General features: G+C 69.9%; 21 protein-coding genes and 1 tRNA gene. 8 read left to right on the top strand and 14 right to left on the bottom strand.

Annotated elements, in window-relative coordinates:
* Window positions 1-190: 190 nt before the first annotated feature.
* The 7 genes from ACIBK0_RS22940 to ACIBK0_RS22910 all read right to left on the bottom strand — a co-directional run bounded on the left by ACIBK0_RS22940 (window position 191) and on the right by ACIBK0_RS22910 (window position 4,122).
* Complete coding sequence (locus ACIBK0_RS22940; RefSeq protein ID WP_399082829.1) at window positions 191-1,060, bottom strand: RNA polymerase sigma factor SigF; 870 nt, start codon at window positions 1,058-1,060, stop codon at window positions 191-193.
* Window positions 1,061-1,256: 196 nt separating this feature from the next.
* Entirely contained in the window at window positions 1,257-1,550 is a 294-nt protein-coding gene (locus tag ACIBK0_RS22935; RefSeq protein WP_399082826.1) for a Dabb family protein, read from the bottom strand.
* A gap of 109 nt (window positions 1,551-1,659) precedes the next feature.
* Window positions 1,660-1,839 (bottom strand): hypothetical protein, encoded by a 180-nt coding sequence (locus tag ACIBK0_RS22930; RefSeq protein ID WP_327429955.1) that lies wholly within the window; start codon window positions 1,837-1,839, stop codon window positions 1,660-1,662.
* A 455-nt stretch (window positions 1,840-2,294) separates the two neighbouring features.
* Window positions 2,295-2,379 (bottom strand) — tRNA-Ser (locus ACIBK0_RS22925).
* Window positions 2,380-2,515: 136 nt separating this feature from the next.
* Entirely contained in the window at window positions 2,516-2,947 is a 432-nt protein-coding gene (gene tadA, locus ACIBK0_RS22920; RefSeq protein WP_399083264.1) for a tRNA adenosine(34) deaminase TadA, read from the bottom strand.
* Window positions 2,948-3,098: 151 nt separating this feature from the next.
* On the bottom strand, window positions 3,099-3,635 hold the full coding sequence (locus ACIBK0_RS22915; protein ID WP_399083261.1) for a hypothetical protein: 537 nt from the start codon (window positions 3,633-3,635) through the stop codon (window positions 3,099-3,101).
* 304 nt (window positions 3,636-3,939) lie between these two features.
* Entirely contained in the window at window positions 3,940-4,122 is a 183-nt protein-coding gene (locus tag ACIBK0_RS22910; protein WP_399082821.1) for a hypothetical protein, read from the bottom strand.
* Window positions 4,123-4,297: 175 nt separating this feature from the next.
* On the opposite strand from ACIBK0_RS22910, the gene upp reads away from it, so the two are divergent.
* Entirely contained in the window at window positions 4,298-4,933 is a 636-nt protein-coding gene (gene upp / locus ACIBK0_RS22905) for a uracil phosphoribosyltransferase (RefSeq protein WP_399082818.1), read from the top strand.
* A 43-nt stretch (window positions 4,934-4,976) separates the two neighbouring features.
* On the opposite strand, the gene ACIBK0_RS22900 is transcribed toward upp, so the two are convergent.
* Both ACIBK0_RS22900 and ACIBK0_RS22895 read right to left on the bottom strand, forming a co-directional pair.
* Window positions 4,977-5,612, bottom strand: a complete 636-nt coding sequence (locus tag ACIBK0_RS22900) for a LytR C-terminal domain-containing protein (RefSeq protein ID WP_399083258.1) — start codon at window positions 5,610-5,612, stop codon at window positions 4,977-4,979.
* 148 nt (window positions 5,613-5,760) lie between these two features.
* Window positions 5,761-6,057, bottom strand: coding sequence for a type II toxin-antitoxin system VapB family antitoxin (locus tag ACIBK0_RS22895; protein ID WP_003999914.1), 297 nt, complete (start codon window positions 6,055-6,057; stop codon window positions 5,761-5,763).
* Window positions 6,058-6,171: 114 nt separating this feature from the next.
* On the opposite strand from ACIBK0_RS22895, the gene ACIBK0_RS22890 reads away from it, so the two are divergent.
* Complete coding sequence (locus ACIBK0_RS22890) at window positions 6,172-7,803, top strand: helicase HerA-like domain-containing protein (RefSeq protein WP_399082815.1); 1,632 nt, start codon at window positions 6,172-6,174, stop codon at window positions 7,801-7,803.
* 73 nt (window positions 7,804-7,876) lie between these two features.
* Here ACIBK0_RS22890 and ACIBK0_RS22885 read toward each other — a convergent pair whose 3' ends face one another.
* The 5 genes from ACIBK0_RS22885 to ACIBK0_RS22865 form a co-directional block, all read right to left on the bottom strand.
* Entirely contained in the window at window positions 7,877-8,059 is a 183-nt protein-coding gene (locus ACIBK0_RS22885; RefSeq protein ID WP_399082812.1) for a hypothetical protein, read from the bottom strand.
* 53 nt (window positions 8,060-8,112) lie between these two features.
* Window positions 8,113-8,487 (bottom strand): hypothetical protein, encoded by a 375-nt coding sequence (locus ACIBK0_RS22880; protein ID WP_399082809.1) that lies wholly within the window; start codon window positions 8,485-8,487, stop codon window positions 8,113-8,115.
* A 122-nt stretch (window positions 8,488-8,609) separates the two neighbouring features.
* Entirely contained in the window at window positions 8,610-9,269 is a 660-nt protein-coding gene (locus tag ACIBK0_RS22875; RefSeq protein WP_399082806.1) for an HdeD family acid-resistance protein, read from the bottom strand.
* 98 nt (window positions 9,270-9,367) lie between these two features.
* Window positions 9,368-9,961 carry an HhH-GPD-type base excision DNA repair protein gene (locus ACIBK0_RS22870; protein ID WP_399082803.1) on the bottom strand — a complete coding sequence of 198 codons (594 nt, stop codon included), beginning with the start codon at window positions 9,959-9,961 and terminating at the stop codon, window positions 9,368-9,370.
* 265 nt (window positions 9,962-10,226) lie between these two features.
* Window positions 10,227-10,949, bottom strand: coding sequence for a siderophore-interacting protein (locus ACIBK0_RS22865; RefSeq protein WP_399082800.1), 723 nt, complete (start codon window positions 10,947-10,949; stop codon window positions 10,227-10,229).
* Between the two features lie 77 nt (window positions 10,950-11,026).
* Here ACIBK0_RS22865 and ACIBK0_RS22860 point away from each other — a divergent pair, with 77 nt between their 5' ends.
* The 6 genes from ACIBK0_RS22860 to ACIBK0_RS22835 all read left to right on the top strand — a co-directional run bounded on the left by ACIBK0_RS22860 (window position 11,027) and on the right by ACIBK0_RS22835 (window position 19,203).
* Window positions 11,027-13,099 (top strand): penicillin acylase family protein, encoded by a 2,073-nt coding sequence (locus tag ACIBK0_RS22860; protein WP_399082793.1) that lies wholly within the window; start codon window positions 11,027-11,029, stop codon window positions 13,097-13,099.
* A complete protein-coding gene (locus ACIBK0_RS22855; protein WP_399082790.1) occupies window positions 13,089-13,703 on the top strand; it encodes a GNAT family N-acetyltransferase in 615 nt (204 codons plus the stop codon). Before ACIBK0_RS22860 ends, ACIBK0_RS22855 begins: the two co-directional genes overlap by 11 nt.
* An 82-nt stretch (window positions 13,704-13,785) precedes the next feature.
* A complete protein-coding gene (locus ACIBK0_RS22850; protein ID WP_399082786.1) occupies window positions 13,786-15,663 on the top strand; it encodes a copper resistance CopC/CopD family protein in 1,878 nt (625 codons plus the stop codon).
* Between the two features lie 365 nt (window positions 15,664-16,028).
* Window positions 16,029-17,342, top strand: coding sequence for an ABC transporter substrate-binding protein (locus tag ACIBK0_RS22845; RefSeq protein WP_399082782.1), 1,314 nt, complete (start codon window positions 16,029-16,031; stop codon window positions 17,340-17,342).
* Window positions 17,339-18,319 (top strand): carbohydrate ABC transporter permease, encoded by a 981-nt coding sequence (locus ACIBK0_RS22840; RefSeq protein WP_399082779.1) that lies wholly within the window; start codon window positions 17,339-17,341, stop codon window positions 18,317-18,319. The genes ACIBK0_RS22845 and ACIBK0_RS22840 overlap by 4 nt, the downstream gene beginning before the upstream one ends.
* Window positions 18,316-19,203 (top strand): carbohydrate ABC transporter permease, encoded by an 888-nt coding sequence (locus tag ACIBK0_RS22835; protein WP_399082776.1) that lies wholly within the window; start codon window positions 18,316-18,318, stop codon window positions 19,201-19,203. The genes ACIBK0_RS22840 and ACIBK0_RS22835 overlap by 4 nt, the downstream gene beginning before the upstream one ends.
* Window positions 19,204-19,248: the final 45 nt, after the last annotated feature.

Here is a 19,248-nt window from a genome sequence, read left to right as displayed (position 1 = left end):
CAGCCTCCACCTGAATACCGGAGGCGAGGCCGCGGCAAACGCGCTTCCGGAAGAATGTCACATGTCGGCAACACGCTGTAGTGACATGTCGACATGGAGGGGGTGAATCGGCCCTGGAAAGAGGGGGTCTGACGGTTTTTCAGTACTGAACTGTCGGAAAAGGCGCCGCTGAGCGATTCGCTCTCAGCGGTTACGCCTCGATCCTGTTTGCGGATCGAAGACGCGCGAAACTGCGGGCGAGCAGCCTTGACACATGCATCTGGGAGACTCCCAGTTCCGCGCTGATCTGTGACTGCGTCAAATTGCTGTAGTAGCGCAGGAGAAGGATCCGCTGTTCGCGCTCGGGCAGTTGTACGAGCAGATGCCGTACGAGGTCGCGATGTTCGACCCCGTCGAGTGCCGGGTCCTCGTAACCGAGCCGGTCGAGCAGTCCCGGCAGCCCGTCGCCCTCCTGGGCCGCTTCGAGGGATGTCGCGTGGTACGAGCGGCCCGCCTCGATGCAGGACAGCACCTCGTCCTCGCCGATACGCAGCCGCTCGGCGATCTCGGCGGTCGTCGGCGAGCGCCCGAAGGCGGTCGTCAGGTCCTCGGTCGCGCTGTTCACCTGCACCCACAGCTCGTGCAGCCGGCGCGGTACGTGGACGGTGCGGACGTTGTCCCGGAAGTACCGCTTGATCTCCCCGACCACGGTCGGCATCGCGAAGGTCGGGAACTGCACACCCCGGTCGGGGTCGAAGCGGTCGATGGCGTTGATCAGTCCGATGGTCCCGACCTGGACGACGTCCTCCATGGGCTCGTTGCGGCTGCGGAAGCGGGCGGCCGCGTACCGGACGAGCGGGAGGTTGGCCTCGATGAGGGCCCCGCGTACGCGGTTGTGCTCGGGGGTGCCCGGCTCCAGCGTCTTGAGCTGACCGAAGAGCACCTGGGTGAGGGCCCGGGTTTCGGCACCGCGGCGGCGTTCGGGCGAGGCCTGCTCCGGCGCGACTTCCTGCACGACGTCCCGTGCGACTGCCGGTGCGACTTCGTGTGGCGGTGCTTGAGGCGCAGTACTGGCCGGCACGGTCAACTCCACCTCTGGGATCCGTCAACTCATCCGTGATCAACTCATCCGTCAAAAGCGGTCATAGCATCACAAGACATGTGCACTGTGTGCAAGCACCGCATAACACCGTGTTGAGGGAGAGTTGGGGTGTAAGGCACAAAAAACCCCTGGCCGGTGGCGGCCAGAGGCTTCGAAACGGTGCGGCCCGGAAGGGTCAGAACGGATAGTCGGCGATCACCCAGGTCGCGAACTCCCGCCACAGTGCGACGCCCGCCTGGTGCGCCGGGTGCTCCAAGTACCGCTTCAGGGCGTCGGTGTCGTCGACGGCGGAGTTGATCGCGAAGTCGTACGCGATGGGCCGGTCGGTGATGTTCCAGCCGCATTCCCAGAAGCGCAGCTCGGGGATCCGGTCGCCGAGCGTGCGGAAGGCGGCCACGCCCTCGACCACACGCGGGTCGTCGCGCTCGACACCCTCGTTGAGCTTGAAGAGGACCAGATGGCGGATCACGGACACTCCCTGGTGGTGCGGTTCTTGTCTCTGCCCCGTCGGCTCGGCGCCGGCTCGCTTCGGGCACGGCGCCGGCTCGGTTCGGGCTCTGCGCCGGCTGGGTTCCGGCTCAGTTCTTGGCTCCGTCGGCGACCCAGGTCATGAAGTCTCCGATGGCCTGAGCGGCGTTCGATATGCCTTCGAACCCTATCTGGACGTAATCAGCAGCCTTGGCCGGATCCGTGATGATCACGTAGAGCGCGAAGACCACGAGCACGTAGACGGCGATCTTCTTCGAATTCACCGCCATCGCGGCCTCCCTGTGACTGTTGCGCCCGGTGGGCCCCCTGTTGCCGGCGGTGAGTGTAACCTTCACGCCGCTTTTAAGGACCAACGGCCCGCTGGTCGAGGCCTTTTGCCGGGCCGATCCGGGCGCCGTCGGGCCCAGGATGGATGGTGAGCCCGGCGGAATCGGCAGGAATCCGCTGGGCCGGGACGGATCCCACTGCGGGGTCCCCGCCGCAGGCTTCCCCCAGACAGCGGCGCGGACTTGTGGGTCCTTCTCCATCGGGGGAAGCGGCTTGTCCCCCTCGATGCCGCCTCCCCCGTCCTGATGGGGTGCGGGAGCCCCCGGGATCGGGTGCGCGAAAGCCCCGGCGCGAGCGGCGCCGGGGCTTTCGTGTGCACCCGGGCGACTGTTCGCGCGCACTCGCGCGACTGCCGGACGCACAAAGGGCCCCGTCTCTCGACGGGGCCCTTCTCAAGCGGTAGCGGAGGGATTTGAACCCTCGGTGACTTGCGCCACACTCGCTTTCGAGGCGAGCTCCTTCGGCCGCTCGGACACGCTACCGAGGGAGACCCTACCCCAAGGTGGGCCGTGGTCTGAAATCCGTTTCGGTGACCCGGATGATCAACGATCAGCGGCCGTGGAAGCAGCTCCGGTGATCAGCGGCGACGATCAGCGGTCGCGGAAACAGCCCCGATGATCAGCGGTCGCGGAAGAAGTCGGTGAGCAGGCTCGCGCACTCGCCGGCGAGGACACCCTCGATCACCTCGGGCCGGTGGTTGAGCCGCCGGTCGCGTACGAGGTCCCAGAGGGAGCCGGCCGCGCCCGCCTTGTCGTCGCGGGCGCCGTAGACGACCCGGTCCACCCGGGACTGCACGAGCGCACCCGCGCACATCGTGCAGGGCTCCAGGGTGACGACGAGCGTGCAGCCCGTCAGCCGCCACTCACCGACCTCTGCGGCGGCCCGGCGCAGCGCGAGAACCTCGGCGTGGGCCGTCGGATCGCCGGTGGCCTCGCGCTCGTTGTGCCCGGTCGCGAGCACCGTCGTACCGTCCGCGGACAGCACGACGGCGCCGACGGGAACATCCCCGCCCCGGACGGCCAGGTGGGCCTCGTCCAGGGCGAGCCGCATCGCGGCCCGCCAGCGGTCGCGTACCGGATCGGCAGGATCGGGCTGTGGAGTTTCCTCGGTCGTGCTCACCCGGGGAACCTAGCGGAAGGTCTTCAGGGCCTGGTGAGAGATCTCCAGGGACTCGCGGAAGCTCCCCGGAGACTTCCAGGCCCTAGCGGACGGTCTCCAGGACCTCCGCCGCTCCCAGGGCGTCGGCGATCGTGCTGAGCGCGTCGCCTTCGTCCAGGGCGAGCAGTTCCTTCTCGCTCACTCCGAGGTCCGCGAGGATGTCGCGGTCCCCGACGGGGCTGTGCGAAACGGCCTCGTCGGACGCGGTCTCCTCCTCCTCGTCCTCGTCGGAGTCCTCGGGTTCACCGTCCTCCGTGCCGTCCAGGTCGAGGGAGTCCAGGTCGGCGTCGTCGTCGCCGGGCTCCCGTCCTAGTAGTTCGTCCGTGAGCAGGATCTCGCCGTACGAGCTGCGGGCAGCCGCGGCGGCGTCCGAGACGTAGATACGAGGGTCCTCCTCGCCGTCCACGCGGACGACGCCGAACCACGCGTCCTCCTGCTCGATGAGCACGAGCACCGTGTCCTCGTCCGAGGCTTCACGGGCCAGGTCGGTCAGATCCGACAGGGTCTCCACATCGTCGAGCTCTGTGTCGCTCGCTTCCCACCCGTCTTCGGTGCGCGCGAGCAGTGCGGCGAAGTACACCGTGACTCTCCCACTGGTCATAGGCGTGCCGGTTGGGGGTCCCCCCGGCGGAGGCTGTGGGCGGGGAGTGTTTCTCCGAGCCCCACCCACTCGGAATCGTGGCAGAAACAGAGCGTTCAGGGGACGTCTTCGGCCTGCTGTGTCTGCCTCTTTTGATCGCTAACAGCGGATCGTACGCGGCTGTCGGCGCCTCGTACGCACCTCCCGGCCCAGACACGGGCTCGCGCGGCACGGGTGGGGGATCGGGTTGGTACGGGCGGGGCACCGGCTCGGGGCGTGTGCGCCGTCGGTCCGGGCGGGCGCGCTACCAGCGGAAGGTGCGCATGCGCATGGCGTGGCGCAGTCGGGCGGCCTTGGCGCGGCGGGGCTGGACCCGGTCGCGCAGCTCGCGTGCCTCGGTCAGTTCCCGCAGGAACTGGGCGCGGCGCCTCCTGCGCTCGGCGTCGGTCTCCACCTGCTCGGGGGACTCCTCTTCCTGGTTCCGCATAGGCCACCACCCCAGGTCCGTCCCTCCCACTTTCCCTCTGCCGGACGGTTTGATGCCAGCATTCGGGTGACTGAGCGGGCGGGTGCTTGACGGGCGGCGTCGCGCGGGGCAAGGGTTTTTGTCCGAAGCGGGCGGGGCAGTGGCGGGCACCCCGGGCCCGGCTACTGTTGTCGACATGCGTCTCCACGTCGTCGACCACCCCCTGGTCGCCCATAAGCTCACCACCCTGCGCGACCGGCGCACCGACTCCGCGACCTTCCGGCGCCTCGCCGACGAGCTGGTCACCCTGCTCGCCTACGAGGCCACGCGGGACGTGCGCACGGAGCAGGTCGACCTCGTGACCCCGGTCGCCTCGACCACGGGTGTCAAGCTCTCCCACCCGCGCCCCCTCGTCGTGCCGATCCTGCGGGCGGGTCTCGGCATGCTCGACGGCATGGTCCGGCTGCTGCCGACCGCCGAGGTGGGCTTCCTGGGCATGGTGCGCAACGAGGAGACGCTCCAGGCCTCCACGTACGCCACCCGCATGCCGGACGACCTCTCCGGGCGCCAGGTGTACGTTCTCGACCCGATGCTGGCCACCGGCGGCACGCTCGTCGCGGCGATCCAGGAGCTGATCAAGCGCGGCGCCGACGACGTCACCGCCGTGGTCCTCCTCGCCGCACCCGAGGGCGTCGAGGTCATGGAGCGTGAACTGGCGGGCACGCCGGTCACCGTCGTCACGGCCTCGGTCGACGAGCGCCTCAACGAGCACGGCTACATCGTGCCGGGCCTCGGAGACGCGGGGGACCGGATGTACGGGGCTGCCGAGTAGCCCCTTTACGAGGACGGTCTACGAAACTCCCAGGACGAGGCTTTCAGCAGCTCTTCTGCGAGGTGGAGGGCGTTGACCGGGGCTTGGCCAGGACGGCCAGGGCCCTGTCGGCGTCCTCCTTCTTCGTCAGCGACTTGAAACCGGTGCCGATGATGAGGTCGACCTCGTCGGCCTTCTCGCGGCCGTCGGTCTTCAGTTCGGCGCCGGCGAGCTGCGTGTTGAGGACGGGGAGGGCGGCCGCGTAGGCCGCCTTCGCGCCGAGCAGCATCCCGGCGCCGTCCACCTTCTTGTCGTACGCGGCCGTCGCGTTGCCCACATCGCCGATCTTGAAGCCGCGCTTCTTCAGCTCGTCCGCGGTCGCCTTGGCGAGCCCGCTGCGGGGCGTGGCGTTCAGGACGTTCACCGTGATCTGGCCGGGCTCGGGCAGGGCGGTGGTCGCTGTGGACGCCGTGGATGCCTCGGCCGACGGGCCGGCCTTGGACGGGCAGTTCCCCTTGGAGCCCGCCGCCGTGGCCTTGTCGCCGCCGCCCGTGAAGACGTCGATGAGCTGCAGGGTCCCCCACCCGATCAGCCCTAGGGCGGTGACGGAGGCGACGACCAGGAACACGAGCCTCCGGCGCCCCTTGGGTCGGCGCATCCGCGGGTACTTGTCCCCCGTGATCCGATACTGGCCGCCCATGCCAGGGGGAGTGAGCATGCTCATGGGCGCAGCGTAGTGCGCCCGGGCAGCAATGCCTACTAGATGATCATTGGATACCGCCCAGGAGAACCCGAAAGGGCCAACCCCGGGTCAGGCTCGGTGAACCGAGCCTTGGAAAGCGGGCCTGTCAGTCGAGCTCGAGCACACGTGCGTGGAGGACCTGGCGCTGCTGGAGCGCGGCGCGGACGGCGCGGTGCAGGCCGTCCTCCAGGTACAGGTCGCCCTGCCACTTCACGACGTGCGCGAAGAGGTCGCCGTAGAACGTCGAGTCCTCGGCGAGCAGTGTTTCCAGGTCGAGCTGGCCCTTGGTCGTCACGAGCTGATCGAGGCGGACCGGGCGCGGCGCGACGTCCGCCCACTGCCGGGTGCTTTCCCGGCCGTGGTCGGGGTACGGCCGTCCGTTTCCGATGCGCTTGAAGATCACACGGAAAGCCTACCGGTCAAGACCTTCCGGGCGCAGCCATGGCGCCGGAGTGCGACGCTGGAAAAGACGCCGTTCACGCCGTAAATCCGCGCAAATCGGGAACAGGGGCCTGATATGAGCGACAGCGAGACTGGTCCTGCCGTCACCGATCCACGGTCGGCCCCGGCCACCGCCCCCAAGACGGCTTGCGCCATCGCTCCCGAGAAGGCCGGCAGCGCTCCCGCTCTCCCCCAGGAGGCCCTGGAGATCGCCTCCGGGTATGCCTTCTCCGGCCCCGCTCTCGATCTCGGCGCCCTGCTCTGGGACGGGCAGTGCCTGCCCGACGTGCAGATCCGCATACCGCTGCCGATGCTCAACCGGCACGGCCTGGTCGCGGGCGCCACCGGCACCGGCAAGACCAAGACCCTCCAGCTGATCGCCGAGCAGCTGTCGGCCCAGGGGGTGCCCGTCTTCCTCGCCGACATCAAGGGCGATGTGTCGGGAGTGTCGGCGCCGGGCGTGTCGAACGACAGGGTCCAGGAGCGCGCCCGGGACGTCCACCAGAAGTGGACGCCCGCCGGGTGCCCCGCCGAGTTCTACGCGCTCGGCGGCATGGGCGACGGCATCCCCGTACGGGCCACGGTCACCAGCTTCGGCCCGGTGCTGCTGTCCAAGGTGCTCCAGCTCAATCGGACCCAGGAGCAGTCGCTCGGCCTGATCTTCCACTACGCCGACCAGAAGGGCCTGGAACTGGTCGACCTCAAGGACCTGCGTGCGGTGGTCGCCTTTCTGACCTCGGACGAGGGCAAGCAGGAGCTGAAGGGCCTCGGCGGACTGTCCACCGCCACGGCCGGCGTGATCCTCCGTTCCCTCACCGCCTTCGAGGCGCAGGGCATGAGCCCGTTCTTCGGGGAGCCGGAGTTCGACACCGGCGAACTGCTGCGTACGACGTCCGAGGGGCGCGGCGTGGTGTCCGTCCTCGAACTCCCCGAGGTGCAGGACAAGCCGCAGCTCTTCTCGACCTTCCTGATGTGGCTGCTCGCCGACCTCTTCCACGACCTTCCCGAGGTCGGCGACTGCGACAGACCCAAGCTCGTGTTCTTCTTCGACGAGGCCCATCTGCTCTTCGACGACGCCTCGAAGGCCTTCCTGGACTCCATCACACAGACCGTCCGGCTCATTCGCTCGAAAGGAGTCGGCGTCTTCTTCGTGACGCAGACCCCGAAGGACGTACCCGCCGACGTTCTCGGCCAGCTCGGCAACCGTGTCCAGCACGCGCTGCGGGCCTTCACCCCGGACGACCAGAAGGCGCTGAAGGCTACCGTGAAGACCTTCCCCGACTCCGGGTACGACCTGGAGGAGCTCCTCACCGGGCTCGGCACCGGGGAGGCCGTCGTCACCGTGCTGAGCGATAAGGGCGCGCCGACGCCGGTCGCGGTGACGCGGCTCCGGGCGCCGCGGTCCCTGATGGGGCCGGTCGACGCGGAGGCGCTGGATCAGGCGGTGAAGGGGTCGCCGCTGTACGGGCGGTACGCGCAGGCGGTCGACCGGGAGTCGGCGTACGAGAAGCTGACGGCGCGGGAGGCGGCGCCGCCGGCCGCACCCGCCCCCTCGAAGGGGCGCCCCAAGCAGGACAGGCACGTGGAGTCGATGGTCGAGCAGGTCGTCGGCAGCGGCCTGTTCAAGTCGCTCGCCCGGTCCGTCGGCACGCAGATCGGGCGGGAGATCACCAGGTCGCTCTTCGGGACGGCGCGGCGCCGGCGGTAGGCGCCCGCTCCGTCCGGTGTGAGGGGCGACCACTCCCTCCCGGTGAAGGGGAAGAAGCGGTCGCCTTCCGTGATCAGTCGCGGCCGTGTTCCTTGATGGGTGTGATCGGCGCTGGTCCGCCGGGAAGTTGTCCGTCCGACAGGTGCCGGTCGGACGGTTGTCCGTCCGGCTCGGGGCGGTGGTCCGGCTTCGGTGCGTTGCGTACGGCTTCCGCGCGCAGCAGGGCGCGCAGCACCGCGTAGGGGTCGTTGGGCATGGGGGGGTGTCCTTGTGTTCGCTGGTGAGGGACCGGTCCGGAAGCCGGGTCCGTCAGCAGCGCAGGACCACGCAGCGCAGGGCGTGCAGGGCGGGGGAGCACGAGCTTGGTGCGGGTGCCCGTACGGGGCGGGGGCCCGCCTCCCGCTCGGTGTGGCCCGCGTCGGGGCCCAGGGCGGTGAGAGGACGGTGTGCCTGGCGGGTGGGCGGTCGCAGGGCCGTGTCGAGTACGTCGTGTTCGGCGGTGCCCGATCCGGCGGTGGCCGTGGTGGTGGCGGCGGACGTGGCGAACACCTCGGGGTGTGCGCCCGTGGCGAGCATCGCGACGATGAGCACGATGAGAATCCGCAGCCAGGCACTCGAAGGAGCCCCTCCCCGCGCTCGCGCGCACCGGCGCAGCGGGTGCGGGTGGCGCGGAGCGGGGCTCATAAGACGTCATCTCCCCACCGGGGGCCGGTGGTTCATCGGGTCTGCCGGGAGATCCGCCCTGTTGGCGTACCCGGCGGTCGCCGGGTTGACGTCCGGGGACGCCGGGCGGCGTCGGGGAGCGGTCACACGATGTGGGGGACGGCCCGGGCGCCGGAGCGGATCCGGAACGCCATGATGATCTCGACGAGGCCGACCGCGACGAGCCAGCAGCCGCCGACGACGGTGAGGACGGCGACCGACTCGAACGGGGACGCGATCAGCACGATTCCGGCGAGGAAGCTGACGATTCCGAGGAGGACCTGCCAGCCGCGGGCCGGCACGCTCGGGTCGGAGGCGGCGGCGATGGTCTGGGTGATGCCGCGGAACAGCCAGCCGATGCCGATCCACAGGGCGAGCAGCAGGATCGACTGCATCGCGCCCCGGAAGCAGAAGAGGCCCAGCAGGATGGACAGCGTGCCGCTGATGAACGCCATCACACGGAGGGACGTCGCCGCGTGGGTGCCGAAGGCGGCGACGAGTTGCAGAACGCCGCTGAAGATCAGATAGAGGCCGAAGAGCACTCCCGCGACGAGGAGCGAGGCGCCCGGCCAGATCAGCACCAGGACGCCGAGCACCAGGGCGGCGATGCCGGCGACCAGGACGGTCTGCCAGGTGGCGCGAGAGAGGAAGTGCAGGGGGCCCTCGGGCTCGACCGTGGGGGCGCGCGCCTCCTTCGCGGCGTGCACGTGGCGGTCGTCGTCGTACTCCGGGCCCCAGGGGGAGCCGCTCGGTGGCTCGGTCATGACCCATGCTGTGAACGGCCCGGGGGCGCCCGCCACTGGGATGAGCCGAGCGGTGGACACGGCGGGGTCGGCGGGCGGGGGTGAAAAACACCCGGGGCCTACCGGCCGGAGGCCTTCGCCGCCTTGGCCGCCGCCTTCATCTCCTGTTTGTGGGCGCGGACCTTGGCCAGGGATTCCGGGCCGGTGATGTCCGCCACCGAGCGGAAGGACTTCGGCTCGCCATAGGCGCCCGCGGCCTCGCGCCACCCCTTGGGGTGTACGTCGAACTGCTTGCCGAGGAGCGCGAGGAAGATCTGCGCCTTCTGCTTGCCGAACCCGGGCAGGGCCTCCAGCCGCTTCAGCAGTTCCTGCCCGGTTTCGACACCCTGCCAGATCGCGCTCGCGTCCCCGTCGTAGTGCTCGACGAGGTACTGGCACAGCTGCTGGATCCGCTTGGCCATCGATCCCGGGTAGCGATGCACGGCCGGCTTCTCCGACAGGAGCGCGGCGAAGGCCTCGGGGTCGTTCGCCGCGATCTCGTGCGCGTCCAGGTCGTCCGTGCCCAGCCGCTGGGCGATGGTCGACGGGCCCTTGAACGCCCACTCCATCGGCACTTGCTGGTCCAGCAGCATCCCGATCAGCGCGGCGAGCGGACTGCGGCCGAGGAGTTCGTCGGCCTCGGGGTCCTGGGCGAGGTGAAGAGTGACGTTCATGGGTAGATGATCGCCCGACCGCCTGCCGGGCGCAGCCGGGCGCGACGTGCGACCGTCGAACGGCACCCGCCCCCACCCGACTCACGAGGTCCTGGAAAGCCGTACGCGAGTCCGTGCGCAATTCCGTACGCAAGGTCCGTAGCAGGTCCGTGCGCAATTCCGTGGGCCAAGGTCCGTAGCAAGTCCCTGTGCACTTCCGCACGCAGGTCCGCACGCAAGTCCGCCAAGTCCGTACGTGAGTCCGAGCCCGAGCCCGGACGTTCCGCTACGTCGCCCGCCAGTACCCCAGCGCATGCGTCCGCTGCCGGGGAACGGCCATTTCCTTGCGGACGTACGACGACAGTGCCCGTGTCGTCGTCGTGTCGCAGGCGATCCAGACGTATGGATCCGGCTCGGCCTTGAGCAGTCCGGGCAGTTCGGCGCGCACTTCCTCGACCAGGTGCGCGCCGGAGTGCAGCCGCGGCACGTGGCGCACCTCGTGCCGGGCCGGGTCCACGCGGAGGGGGAGGCCGCTCGGCGTGCCCTCGAACCAGATGGTCGCCGGTCCCGAATCCAGCGCGTCGAGAAGGGAGTTGAGGGCGGGAAGCGATGCCGGGTCGGCGATCGCGAAGACGCGCGAGGGGTCGGGCCGGGGCCGCTCGAAGCCGGTGCCGTGGACCGTCGCCTCGATGGTGTCCCCGGGCGCGGCCGCCCGCGCCCAGTCGCCGGCGCGCCCCTCGTGCAGGGCGAACTCCAGGTCGAAGGTCCCGGCCGCCGGGTCGGGATCGACGAGCGTGAACGCCCGCTGACGCGGTTTGCCCGCGTCGTCGAACCACAGGCGTACCCACATGGTCGGGTGGACCCCGGTCGCCGCGAGCATGCCGCCGTCGGTGAGGTGCAGCCGCCGGTAGTGCGGGGTGACGTCCTCGGCGCCGGTCACCGTGAAGGTGAAATCCCTGGCGCGCAGCAGCTTGAGGACCGCGCCCTCCCAGCCATGACCGCGGCCCATGCCGTCTTCACCCCTCGCGTACGATCCCGCAGAATGTGAGTTAGGTTAGGCTAACCTGAGAAGAGTGGGGATGGTTCGTGACCGTCGAGATCTACCGTGACGCCTGGGGCATCCCGCACCTGCGCGCGGACAGCGCACAGGAACTCGCTCACGCCCAGGGCCGTACCACCGCCCTGGACCGCGCCTGGCAGCTCGAGGTCGAACGGCACCGATCGCAGGGCACCTCGGCCGCGTTCCTCGGCACTGAGGCTGTCGCCTGGGACCGGTTCGCACGCCGGGCCCGGCTCGACGACACGGCCAGACGCTGCTTCGCCGCCCTGGAGAGACGGGACCCCGAGACCGCCGCGTGGGTCGTCTCGTATGTGCAGGGGGTCAATGAGGGGCTGGCGGAAGGAGCCCGGCGCGCACCGGAGTTCGCCGCGACCGGGCTCGCCCCCGGCCGCTGGGAGCCCTGGAGCCCGCTCGGCGTCTGGCTCGGGACGCACATCCTGTTCGCCGGGTTCCCCGCCAAACTGTGGCGCGAGGAGGTCGTGCGGCTGCTGGGCGCGGAGGCGGTCGAGCTGTTCGCCACGGACGGGCCCGGCACCTCGGGGAGCAACGGGTGGCTGGTGAGCGGCGAACGGACCGTCACCGGGCAGGCCGTCATCGCCGGTGATCCGCACCGCTTCATCGAGGACCCCGGTGTCTATCAGCAGATCCGCCTGCGCTGCCCCGAGTTCGACGTCGTCGGGCTCGCCGTCCCCGGCGTCCCGGGCATCGCCCACTTCGCCCACACCGGAACGGTCGCCTGGGCGATCACCAACGCGATGGCCGACTACCAGGACCTGTACCGCGAGCGCCTGAGGCCGACCGGGTCGTCCGTCGAGGCCGTCGAAGCCCTCGATCCGGACGGTGCGTGGCGGCCCGTGGCGCGCCACACGGAGAGCGTGGAGGTGGCCGGAGGCGGGGCCGTCGAGGTCGAGGTGTTGGAGACCCCGCGCGGACCTGTGGTCATCGGGGGAATGGGCGCGGAGGAGTCCATCAGCCTGCGCTACCCGCCTCGCGTGAGCGAGGATCTCGGCTTCAGCGCGCTCCTGCCTCTGCTCAGGGCCCGTGAAGTCGCCGACGTGGACCGGGCGTTCGACCGCTGGACGGAGCCCGTGAACGTCGTCCAGGCCGCCGACACCGAGGGCGGAGTGCTGCACCGGGTCGCGGGGCGGGTCCCGGTCCGGAGCGAGGACAACCGCACGCGGGTGGTGGCCGCCTGGGAGCCCGGGCACGAGTGGCGAGGCTGGCACGAGATGCCGTACGGATCCTTCGAGGACGGTGTAGCCGTGATGGCGAACCAGCGTGGCCCGGCGACCCCGCTGGGCGTCGAGTTCGCCCCGCCGCACCGTGCCACCCGCATCCGGCAGCTCCTCGACGCGTCGCGGATCTGGTCCGCCCGGGACATGGCCGCCGTGCACATGGACACCCATCTCGCCTCGGCCGCCGCCCTGTTGGACCGGCTGGCCGCCCTTGGTGAGGGGCTCGGCCCCGAGGCGGTCGCGCTCAGGTCGGAACTCCTGGGCTGGGACCGGCGGATGGACGCCGACAGCAGCGAGGCGGCGGCGTACGCGGCGGTGCGCGGCGCCGTCGTACGGCGGCTCGCGGCGCACCCCGCGCTGGCCGTGCTGGCCGATCCGCCCGCCTACCCGGAGGTCTTCCTCCCCTGGCTCGCCCTCACCCCGCGCGTCGGCTTCGCCCTCGAAAACCTGCTGAAGGCCAAGGAGTTGTACGGCATCGACCGCGACGCCGTGGTGCGGGACGCCGTCGAGGAGGTGGCGGCGGGCCGCACGCCGGGCACCTGGGGTGACACCCACCGGCTCGCCCCGTGGCGCGCGCTCCCCGACCCCTCGTACCGGGCCCCTCGGCTCTCCGGCGACCACGACTGCGTGCTGTGCACGTCGGCGGTGCCCGGTCTGGCGGACCTGAGCGCGCGAGGCCCCGCCGCCCGCTACGTCTGGGATCTCGCCGACCGCGACAACAGCCTCTGGGTGGTTCCCCTCGGCGCCGACGGCGTCCCGGGCGCGGCCCACCACCGCGACCAACTCCCCTTGTGGCTCAAGGGGGATCTGGTCCCGGTGGCCACCGACTGGAACGAGCTGACCAAGGAGAACCATGACGACTGAGCCGTACGCGCGCGACCGCGAGGCCGTTCACGAGCAGCTGGTCGACGGCTTCGGCACCGTCCGGATCCTGCCCCTCGACCCGCACGCGGACCTCGACATCGTGCACACCTGGGTGGCCCAGGAGCGGGCCGGGTTCTGGGGGATGAACGGGCTGACGAAGCAGCAGGTCCTGGACACGTATCTGCATCTCGCCTCGCTCGACACGCACCACGCCTTCCTCGCGGTCAAGGACGGCGAACCGGTCGCGCTCTTCCAGACCTACGAGCCCGAGGCCGACCGCGTCAGCGAGTGCTACGACGTCGAGCCGGGCGACATAGGAGTCCACCTGCTGATCGGGCCGCCCGGACAGGCCGGCGCGCGCCCGGGTTTCTCCTCTTCGCTGCTGGTCGCCTTCACCACGTACGTGCTGGTCGGCCTGGACCGCGAGCGGGTCGTCGTCGACCCCGACGAGCGCAACGGGAAGGCCATCGCCCGCTTCGAGCGGCAGGGCTTCGATCCGGGACCGGCCGTCGTGCTGCCCGAAATCGACCTTCCGGACGTGTACCTGCCCGAGAAGCGCGCCCGACTCGCCTTCCTCACCAGGAAGGCGGCCTTTGGGGAGTAATCTCCCGCTGCGGCGGGTGAGTACGCCGCCGGATTCGTCCGTACGTATCCAAGACTCTGGAAGCGTGAGACGGAGACGGCGTGTGAGCGGACAGCGAGACCGGCGGCGCATCGTCCGGGGAGTGAGCCTGATCATCGGGGTCCTGGCCCTTGTCCTCTTCGGCGGCGTGGGCGGCGCGTCCGCGCACGCCGCGCTGACGGGCTCCGATCCGCAGGACGGCAGCGTGCTGAAGTCGGCCCCGCGGCAGGTCACGCTGACGTTCAGCGAATCCGTCGGCCTCCTCGACGACTCCTTCCGCGTGCTCACCCCGGAGAACCGGCGTGTCCACACGGGCAAGCCGGGCCACGCGGGCGACCGGTCCTCCACCGCACGCGTGACGCTGCCGCGCGGACTGGGCACCGGCACGTTCACCGTGGTCTGGCGGGTCGTCTCGGCGGACAGCCACCCGGTCTCGGGCGCCTTCACCTTCTCCATCGGCGAACCCTCCGCGACCAGTGCCGCCGTGCCCACCGCACCCGCCGCCGACGCCGCCTCGGCCACCCTCTACGACATCGCCCGCTACGTCGCGTACGGCGGTCTGGCCCTGCTCATCGGCGTGGGCGCCTTCGTGCCGGCCTGCGGGTACCCGGGCAGCGTGCGGCGCCTGCTGCAGGCCGGCTGGTGGACCCTGCTGCTGTCGACGCTCGCGCTGCTGCTGCTGCGCGGCCCCTACGAGCGCGGCACAGGGGTCGCCTCGGCCTTCGACCCGGCGGCCCTGCGCGAGACGCTGACGAGCAGGCCCGGGGTGGTCCTGGTGGCCCGGCTGGTGCTGCTGATGGCGGCCGCCTTCCTGCCCGAACGCGTGCGCGTACGCGAGCGCGGGCAGGCGCGCGGTGTCCTCGCGCTCGGCGGGACGCTCGCCCTCGCTCTCACGGTCACCTGGGCCGCCGCCGAGCACGCGTCCGCCGGGATCCAGGTCCCCGCCGCGATGGTCTCCGCCGTGCTGCACCTGCTCGCCATGGCGGTCTGGCTCGGCGGCCTGACCGCCCTGCTCACCGCGCTGCACCGTCCGGACGAGCCCCTCCCCACGGCCGTCGTCACCCGCTTCTCCCGGCTCGCCCTCGCCTCGGTCGCCATCCTCGTCGCCACCGGCGTCTACCAGTCCTGGCGCGGCCTCGGCTCGTGGGACGCCCTGACCTCGACTTCGTACGGCAGGATCCTCGTCGTCAAGCTGTGCGGGGTGCTGCTCCTGCTGGCGGGGGCGGCGTACTCGCGGCGCTGGACGGGGCGGCTGGTGATGGCGGAGACCGCCGCTCCCGCGACCGTTCCGGCGGAACGGGTGGCTGTACCGGTCGGCGGTCCCGCCGTCGCGGAGACGGTGGCCACCGAGGACGTACCGGCCGACGCCACCCCTGAGCCGGGCTCAGGTCTAGGCTCCGGATCCGGCTCGGGGTCAGGTTCCGGATCCGGCTCGGGCTCCGGTGAGCCTGCCGCGTACCGCCGGGCTCTGCGCCGCTCCGTCCTCGCCGAGGTCACCGTCGGCATCGTCGTCCTGGTGATCACCACCCTGCTGACCGGGACCCAGCCGGGGCGGGCGGCCGAGGAGACCGCGGTGGCCTCGACCACGGCCCCCGGGCAGCCCACGTCGTCGACGACATTGGTCCCCTTCGACGTCGGTACGCCGGGCGGGCACGGCAAGGTGCAGATCGAGCTGACGCCGGGCCGGGTGGGCGAGAACTCGGTGCAGGCCGTGATCCTGGGTCCCGACGGAGGCATCGCGACCGTCCCCGAACTGCGTCTGACCTTCACGCTGGCCGCGCAGAAGGTCGGCCCGCTCGACGCGGAGCTCACCGACAAGGGCGGCTACTGGGGCACGGACGGCCTCACGCTGCCGCTGGCCGGCACCTGGACGATGAACGTCACGGTGCGCACCAGCGACATCGACCAGGTCACGGTCTCCAAGACCGTCAAGATCGGCTGATCCGCCCACCGCGGCGCGGCCGGCCGGGAAGCCCACCCGCAGCATCGACGGCCCGCACGTAGCGGCGTCGCGACCACCCCGGCCGGCCCCCGCCAGGGCAACTCGCGCGCTCGCCGGGCCGACCGGCGGCGCCCGGCTGCGACCCTGCCCCGGTCCCTGGCCGCCGCGGTGAGCCCCCGTCGGCGGAGTTGGTCACGGTGCCACGATCACGTTTCAACAAAGGCGCCCGACATCTCTTGACGCATGACAAGACATACGGCTGTTATTGCGCCCACGATGTTCGGTCAAGTTGATTTCTGGTTGATTTCGATCTGGCTCAACTCCGCTCTCCCCGCGACCGGACACATGCCCGTCAGGAGCCGCTCATGCACCACCTCTCCCCCTCCGGTCTCTCCGTCCCGGGTCCCAGCCGCCGTACCCTGCTGCGCGGCATCGGCGGAGCGGCCGCGCTCGGCGCGTCCATACCCCTGCTCAGCGCCTGCGCCGGCAGCAGCGCTGCCAGTGACCCCAAGACCCTCACCCTCGGCTCCAACGCGTCGGACGCCGTGCCGAAGAAGGCCTTCGCCGACATCTACGCGGCCTTCAAGAAGCAGTCCGGCATCACGGTCGACGTGAACACCAAGGACCACAACACCTTCCAGGAGCAGATCAACTCCTACCTCCAGGGCACGCCCGACGACGTGTTCAACTGGTTCGCCGGCTACCGCATGCAGTTCTTCGCGGGCAAGAAGCTGGCCACCCCGATCGACGACGTGTGGAAGACGATCGAGGGCGACTTCCCCGACGCGATGAAGGCGCTCAGCAAGGGCGAGGACGGCAAGTACTACTTCGTCCCGCTGTACACGTACCCCTGGGCGATCTTCTACCGGAAGAGCGTCTTCAAGCAGCACGGCTACGAAGTCCCCACCACCTGGTCCCAGTTCATCGCCCTGTGCAAGCAGATGAAGAAGGACAACCTGGTCCCGATCGCCTTCGGCGACAAGGACGAGTGGCCCGCGCTCGGTACCTTCGACCAGATCAACTTCCGGACGAACGGCTACGACTTCCACGTCGAGCTGATGGCCGGAAAGGCGTCCTGGACCGACAAGCGCACCCGCGCCGCCTTCGACAACTGGGCCGAGATCCTCCCCTACCACCAGGACGGCGCCGTCGGCCGCACCTGGCAGGACGCGGCCCAGACCCTGGTGTCGAAGAAGGCCGGCATGTACTTGCTGGGCATGTTCGTGGGCCAGCAGTTCACCAACGCCGCCGACCGGGAAGACCTGGACTTCTTCCCGTTCCCGGAGATCGACCCCTCGTACGGGCAGGACACCGTCGAGGCCCCGACGGACGGCTTCATGCTCAGCAAGGCCCCGAAGAACCACGCCGGTGCCGTCAAGCTCCTGGAGTACCTGGGCACCCCGGCCGCCGAGCAGATCTACCTCAAGTCGGACCCGAACGTGGTCGCCGCCTCCACCAAGGCCGACACCTCCTCCTACAGCGCCATGCAGAAGAAGGGGTACGACCTGATCAGCGGCGCCAAGAACCTCACGCAGTACATGGACCGCGACAGCCGGCCCGACTTCACCTCCACGGTGATGCAGCCCGCGCTGCAGAAGTTCGTCCGCGACCCCAAGGGCGTGGACAGCCTGCTCTCGTCGATCGAGCGCCAGAAGAAGACGATCTTCGCGTCCTCATGAGCACCGACACCAGCACCGCTGAGATGCCGGAGGCGGCCGTCGCGCCGCCTCCGGCCCCCGCACCCGGCAAGAGGGGGCCGCGGGGACACCGCCGCCTCCTCACCCGCCGCGACCGGTTCACGCTGGGCCTGATGGCGGGCGTCCCGACGATCCTGCACATCGCGCTCGTCTGGGTGACCGCCCTCGCCTCCGTCGCCCTCGCCTTCACCACCTGGGACGGCATCGGCTTCGACTCCATCAGATGGGTCGGGCTGCAGAACTTCCGCGAACTGTTCACCCAGAACCCGCAGTTCTGGCCCGCCGTCCAGCACAACGTCATCTGGTTCGTGGTCCTGATCCTGATCCCGACCCCGCTCGGCCTCTTCCTCGCCGTGCAGCTGGACAAGAAGATCCGGTTCAGCAGGGTGTACCAGACCGCGTTCTTCCTGCCGGTGGTCGTGTCGATGGCGTGCATCGGCTTCGTCTGGCAGCTCGTCTACAACCCCGACACGGGCCTGATCAACAGCCTCATCGGGGCCAACAAGCCCGGCCACTACATCGACTGGATCGGCGACCCGCACCTCAACCTGTGGGCGATCCTCATCGCCGCCTCCTGGCGGCACACCGGCTACATGATGATCCTCTATCTGGCCGGTCTGAAGGGCGTCGATCCCTCGCTGCGCGAGGCGTCCTCGCTCGACGGCGCCGACGAATGGCAGACCTTCAAGAACGTCATCTTCCCGACGCTGCGCCCCACCAACACCATCGTGCTGGTCGTCACCATCATCGAGTCGCTGCGCGCCTTCGACCTCGTCTACGTCTTCAACGGTGGAGCCCAAGGCACCGAACTGCTCTCGATCCTCGTGACCGACAACATCATCGGCGAGTCCAGCCGTATCGGATACGGGTCCGCCATCGCGGTCGTCCTGCTGCTGATCTCGCTCGTCGTGATCATTCCGTACCTGGTGAGCACCTTCCGGAAGGAGCGGCGAGCATGAGCACCGCCACTGTCGCGCCGAAGAGGCGCGCGCCCGTCCGCCCCGCCCGGCTGCTGCTGCACCTGTTCCTCGCGGGCGCCGCGCTGGCCTGGCTGGCCCCGCTGCTCTGGGCGCTGTACGCGGCCATGCGTCCGTACGCCGAGACCAGCGCGAAGGGCTATGTCTCCTGGCCCGACAAGCTGAGCTTCGACAACTTCACGAACGCGTTCACGCAGTCGGACATGGCGCACTACTTCGGCAACACGCTGCTCATCGCCGTCCCGGCGGTGCTGCTGACGCTGTTCCTGTCGTCGATGGTCGCCTTCTACGTCAGCCGGTTCGACTTCCGCGTCAACCTCGCCCTGCTGCTGGTCTTCACGGCGGGCAACCTGCTGCCGCAGCAGGTCATCATCACCCCGCTCTACCGCATGTTCCTGCTCATCGACCTGCCCGGCATCACGGTCAGCGGCAAGCTGTACGACTCCGCGCTCGGCCTGGTCCTCATCCACGTGGCGTTCCAGTCCGGCTTCTGCGCCTTCGTGCTGAGCAACTACATGCGGATGCTGCCGCACGAGCTCACCGAGGCCGCGCTCGTCGACGGCGCCTCGGTGTGGCGGATGTACTGGCAGATCGTGCTGCCGCTGTGCCGCCCGGCGATGGCGGCCCTGGCGACGCTGCTGTCCATCTGGATCTACAACGACTTCTTCTGGGCCATCGTCCTCATCTCGACCGGCGAGAACATGCCGATCACCTCGGCCCTGAAGAACCTCTCCGGGCAGTACTTCACCGACCCCAACCTGGTCGCCGCCGGCGCCCTGCTCACCGCGATCCCGACGCTGATCGTGTACTTCGCGCTGCAGCGCCAGTTCGTCAGCGGCCTCACGCTCGGTGCCAACAAGGGCTGACGCCCGACCTGATGTCGTGGCCGACGCCCGACCCTTTGAAAGAGA

Origin of the sequence: Streptomyces sp. NPDC050564, from assembly GCF_044457265.1 — a bacterium.
Classification (GTDB): Bacteria; Actinomycetota; Actinomycetes; order Streptomycetales; family Streptomycetaceae; genus Streptomyces.
This window is presented reverse-complemented; position numbering and strand designations above follow the sequence as displayed.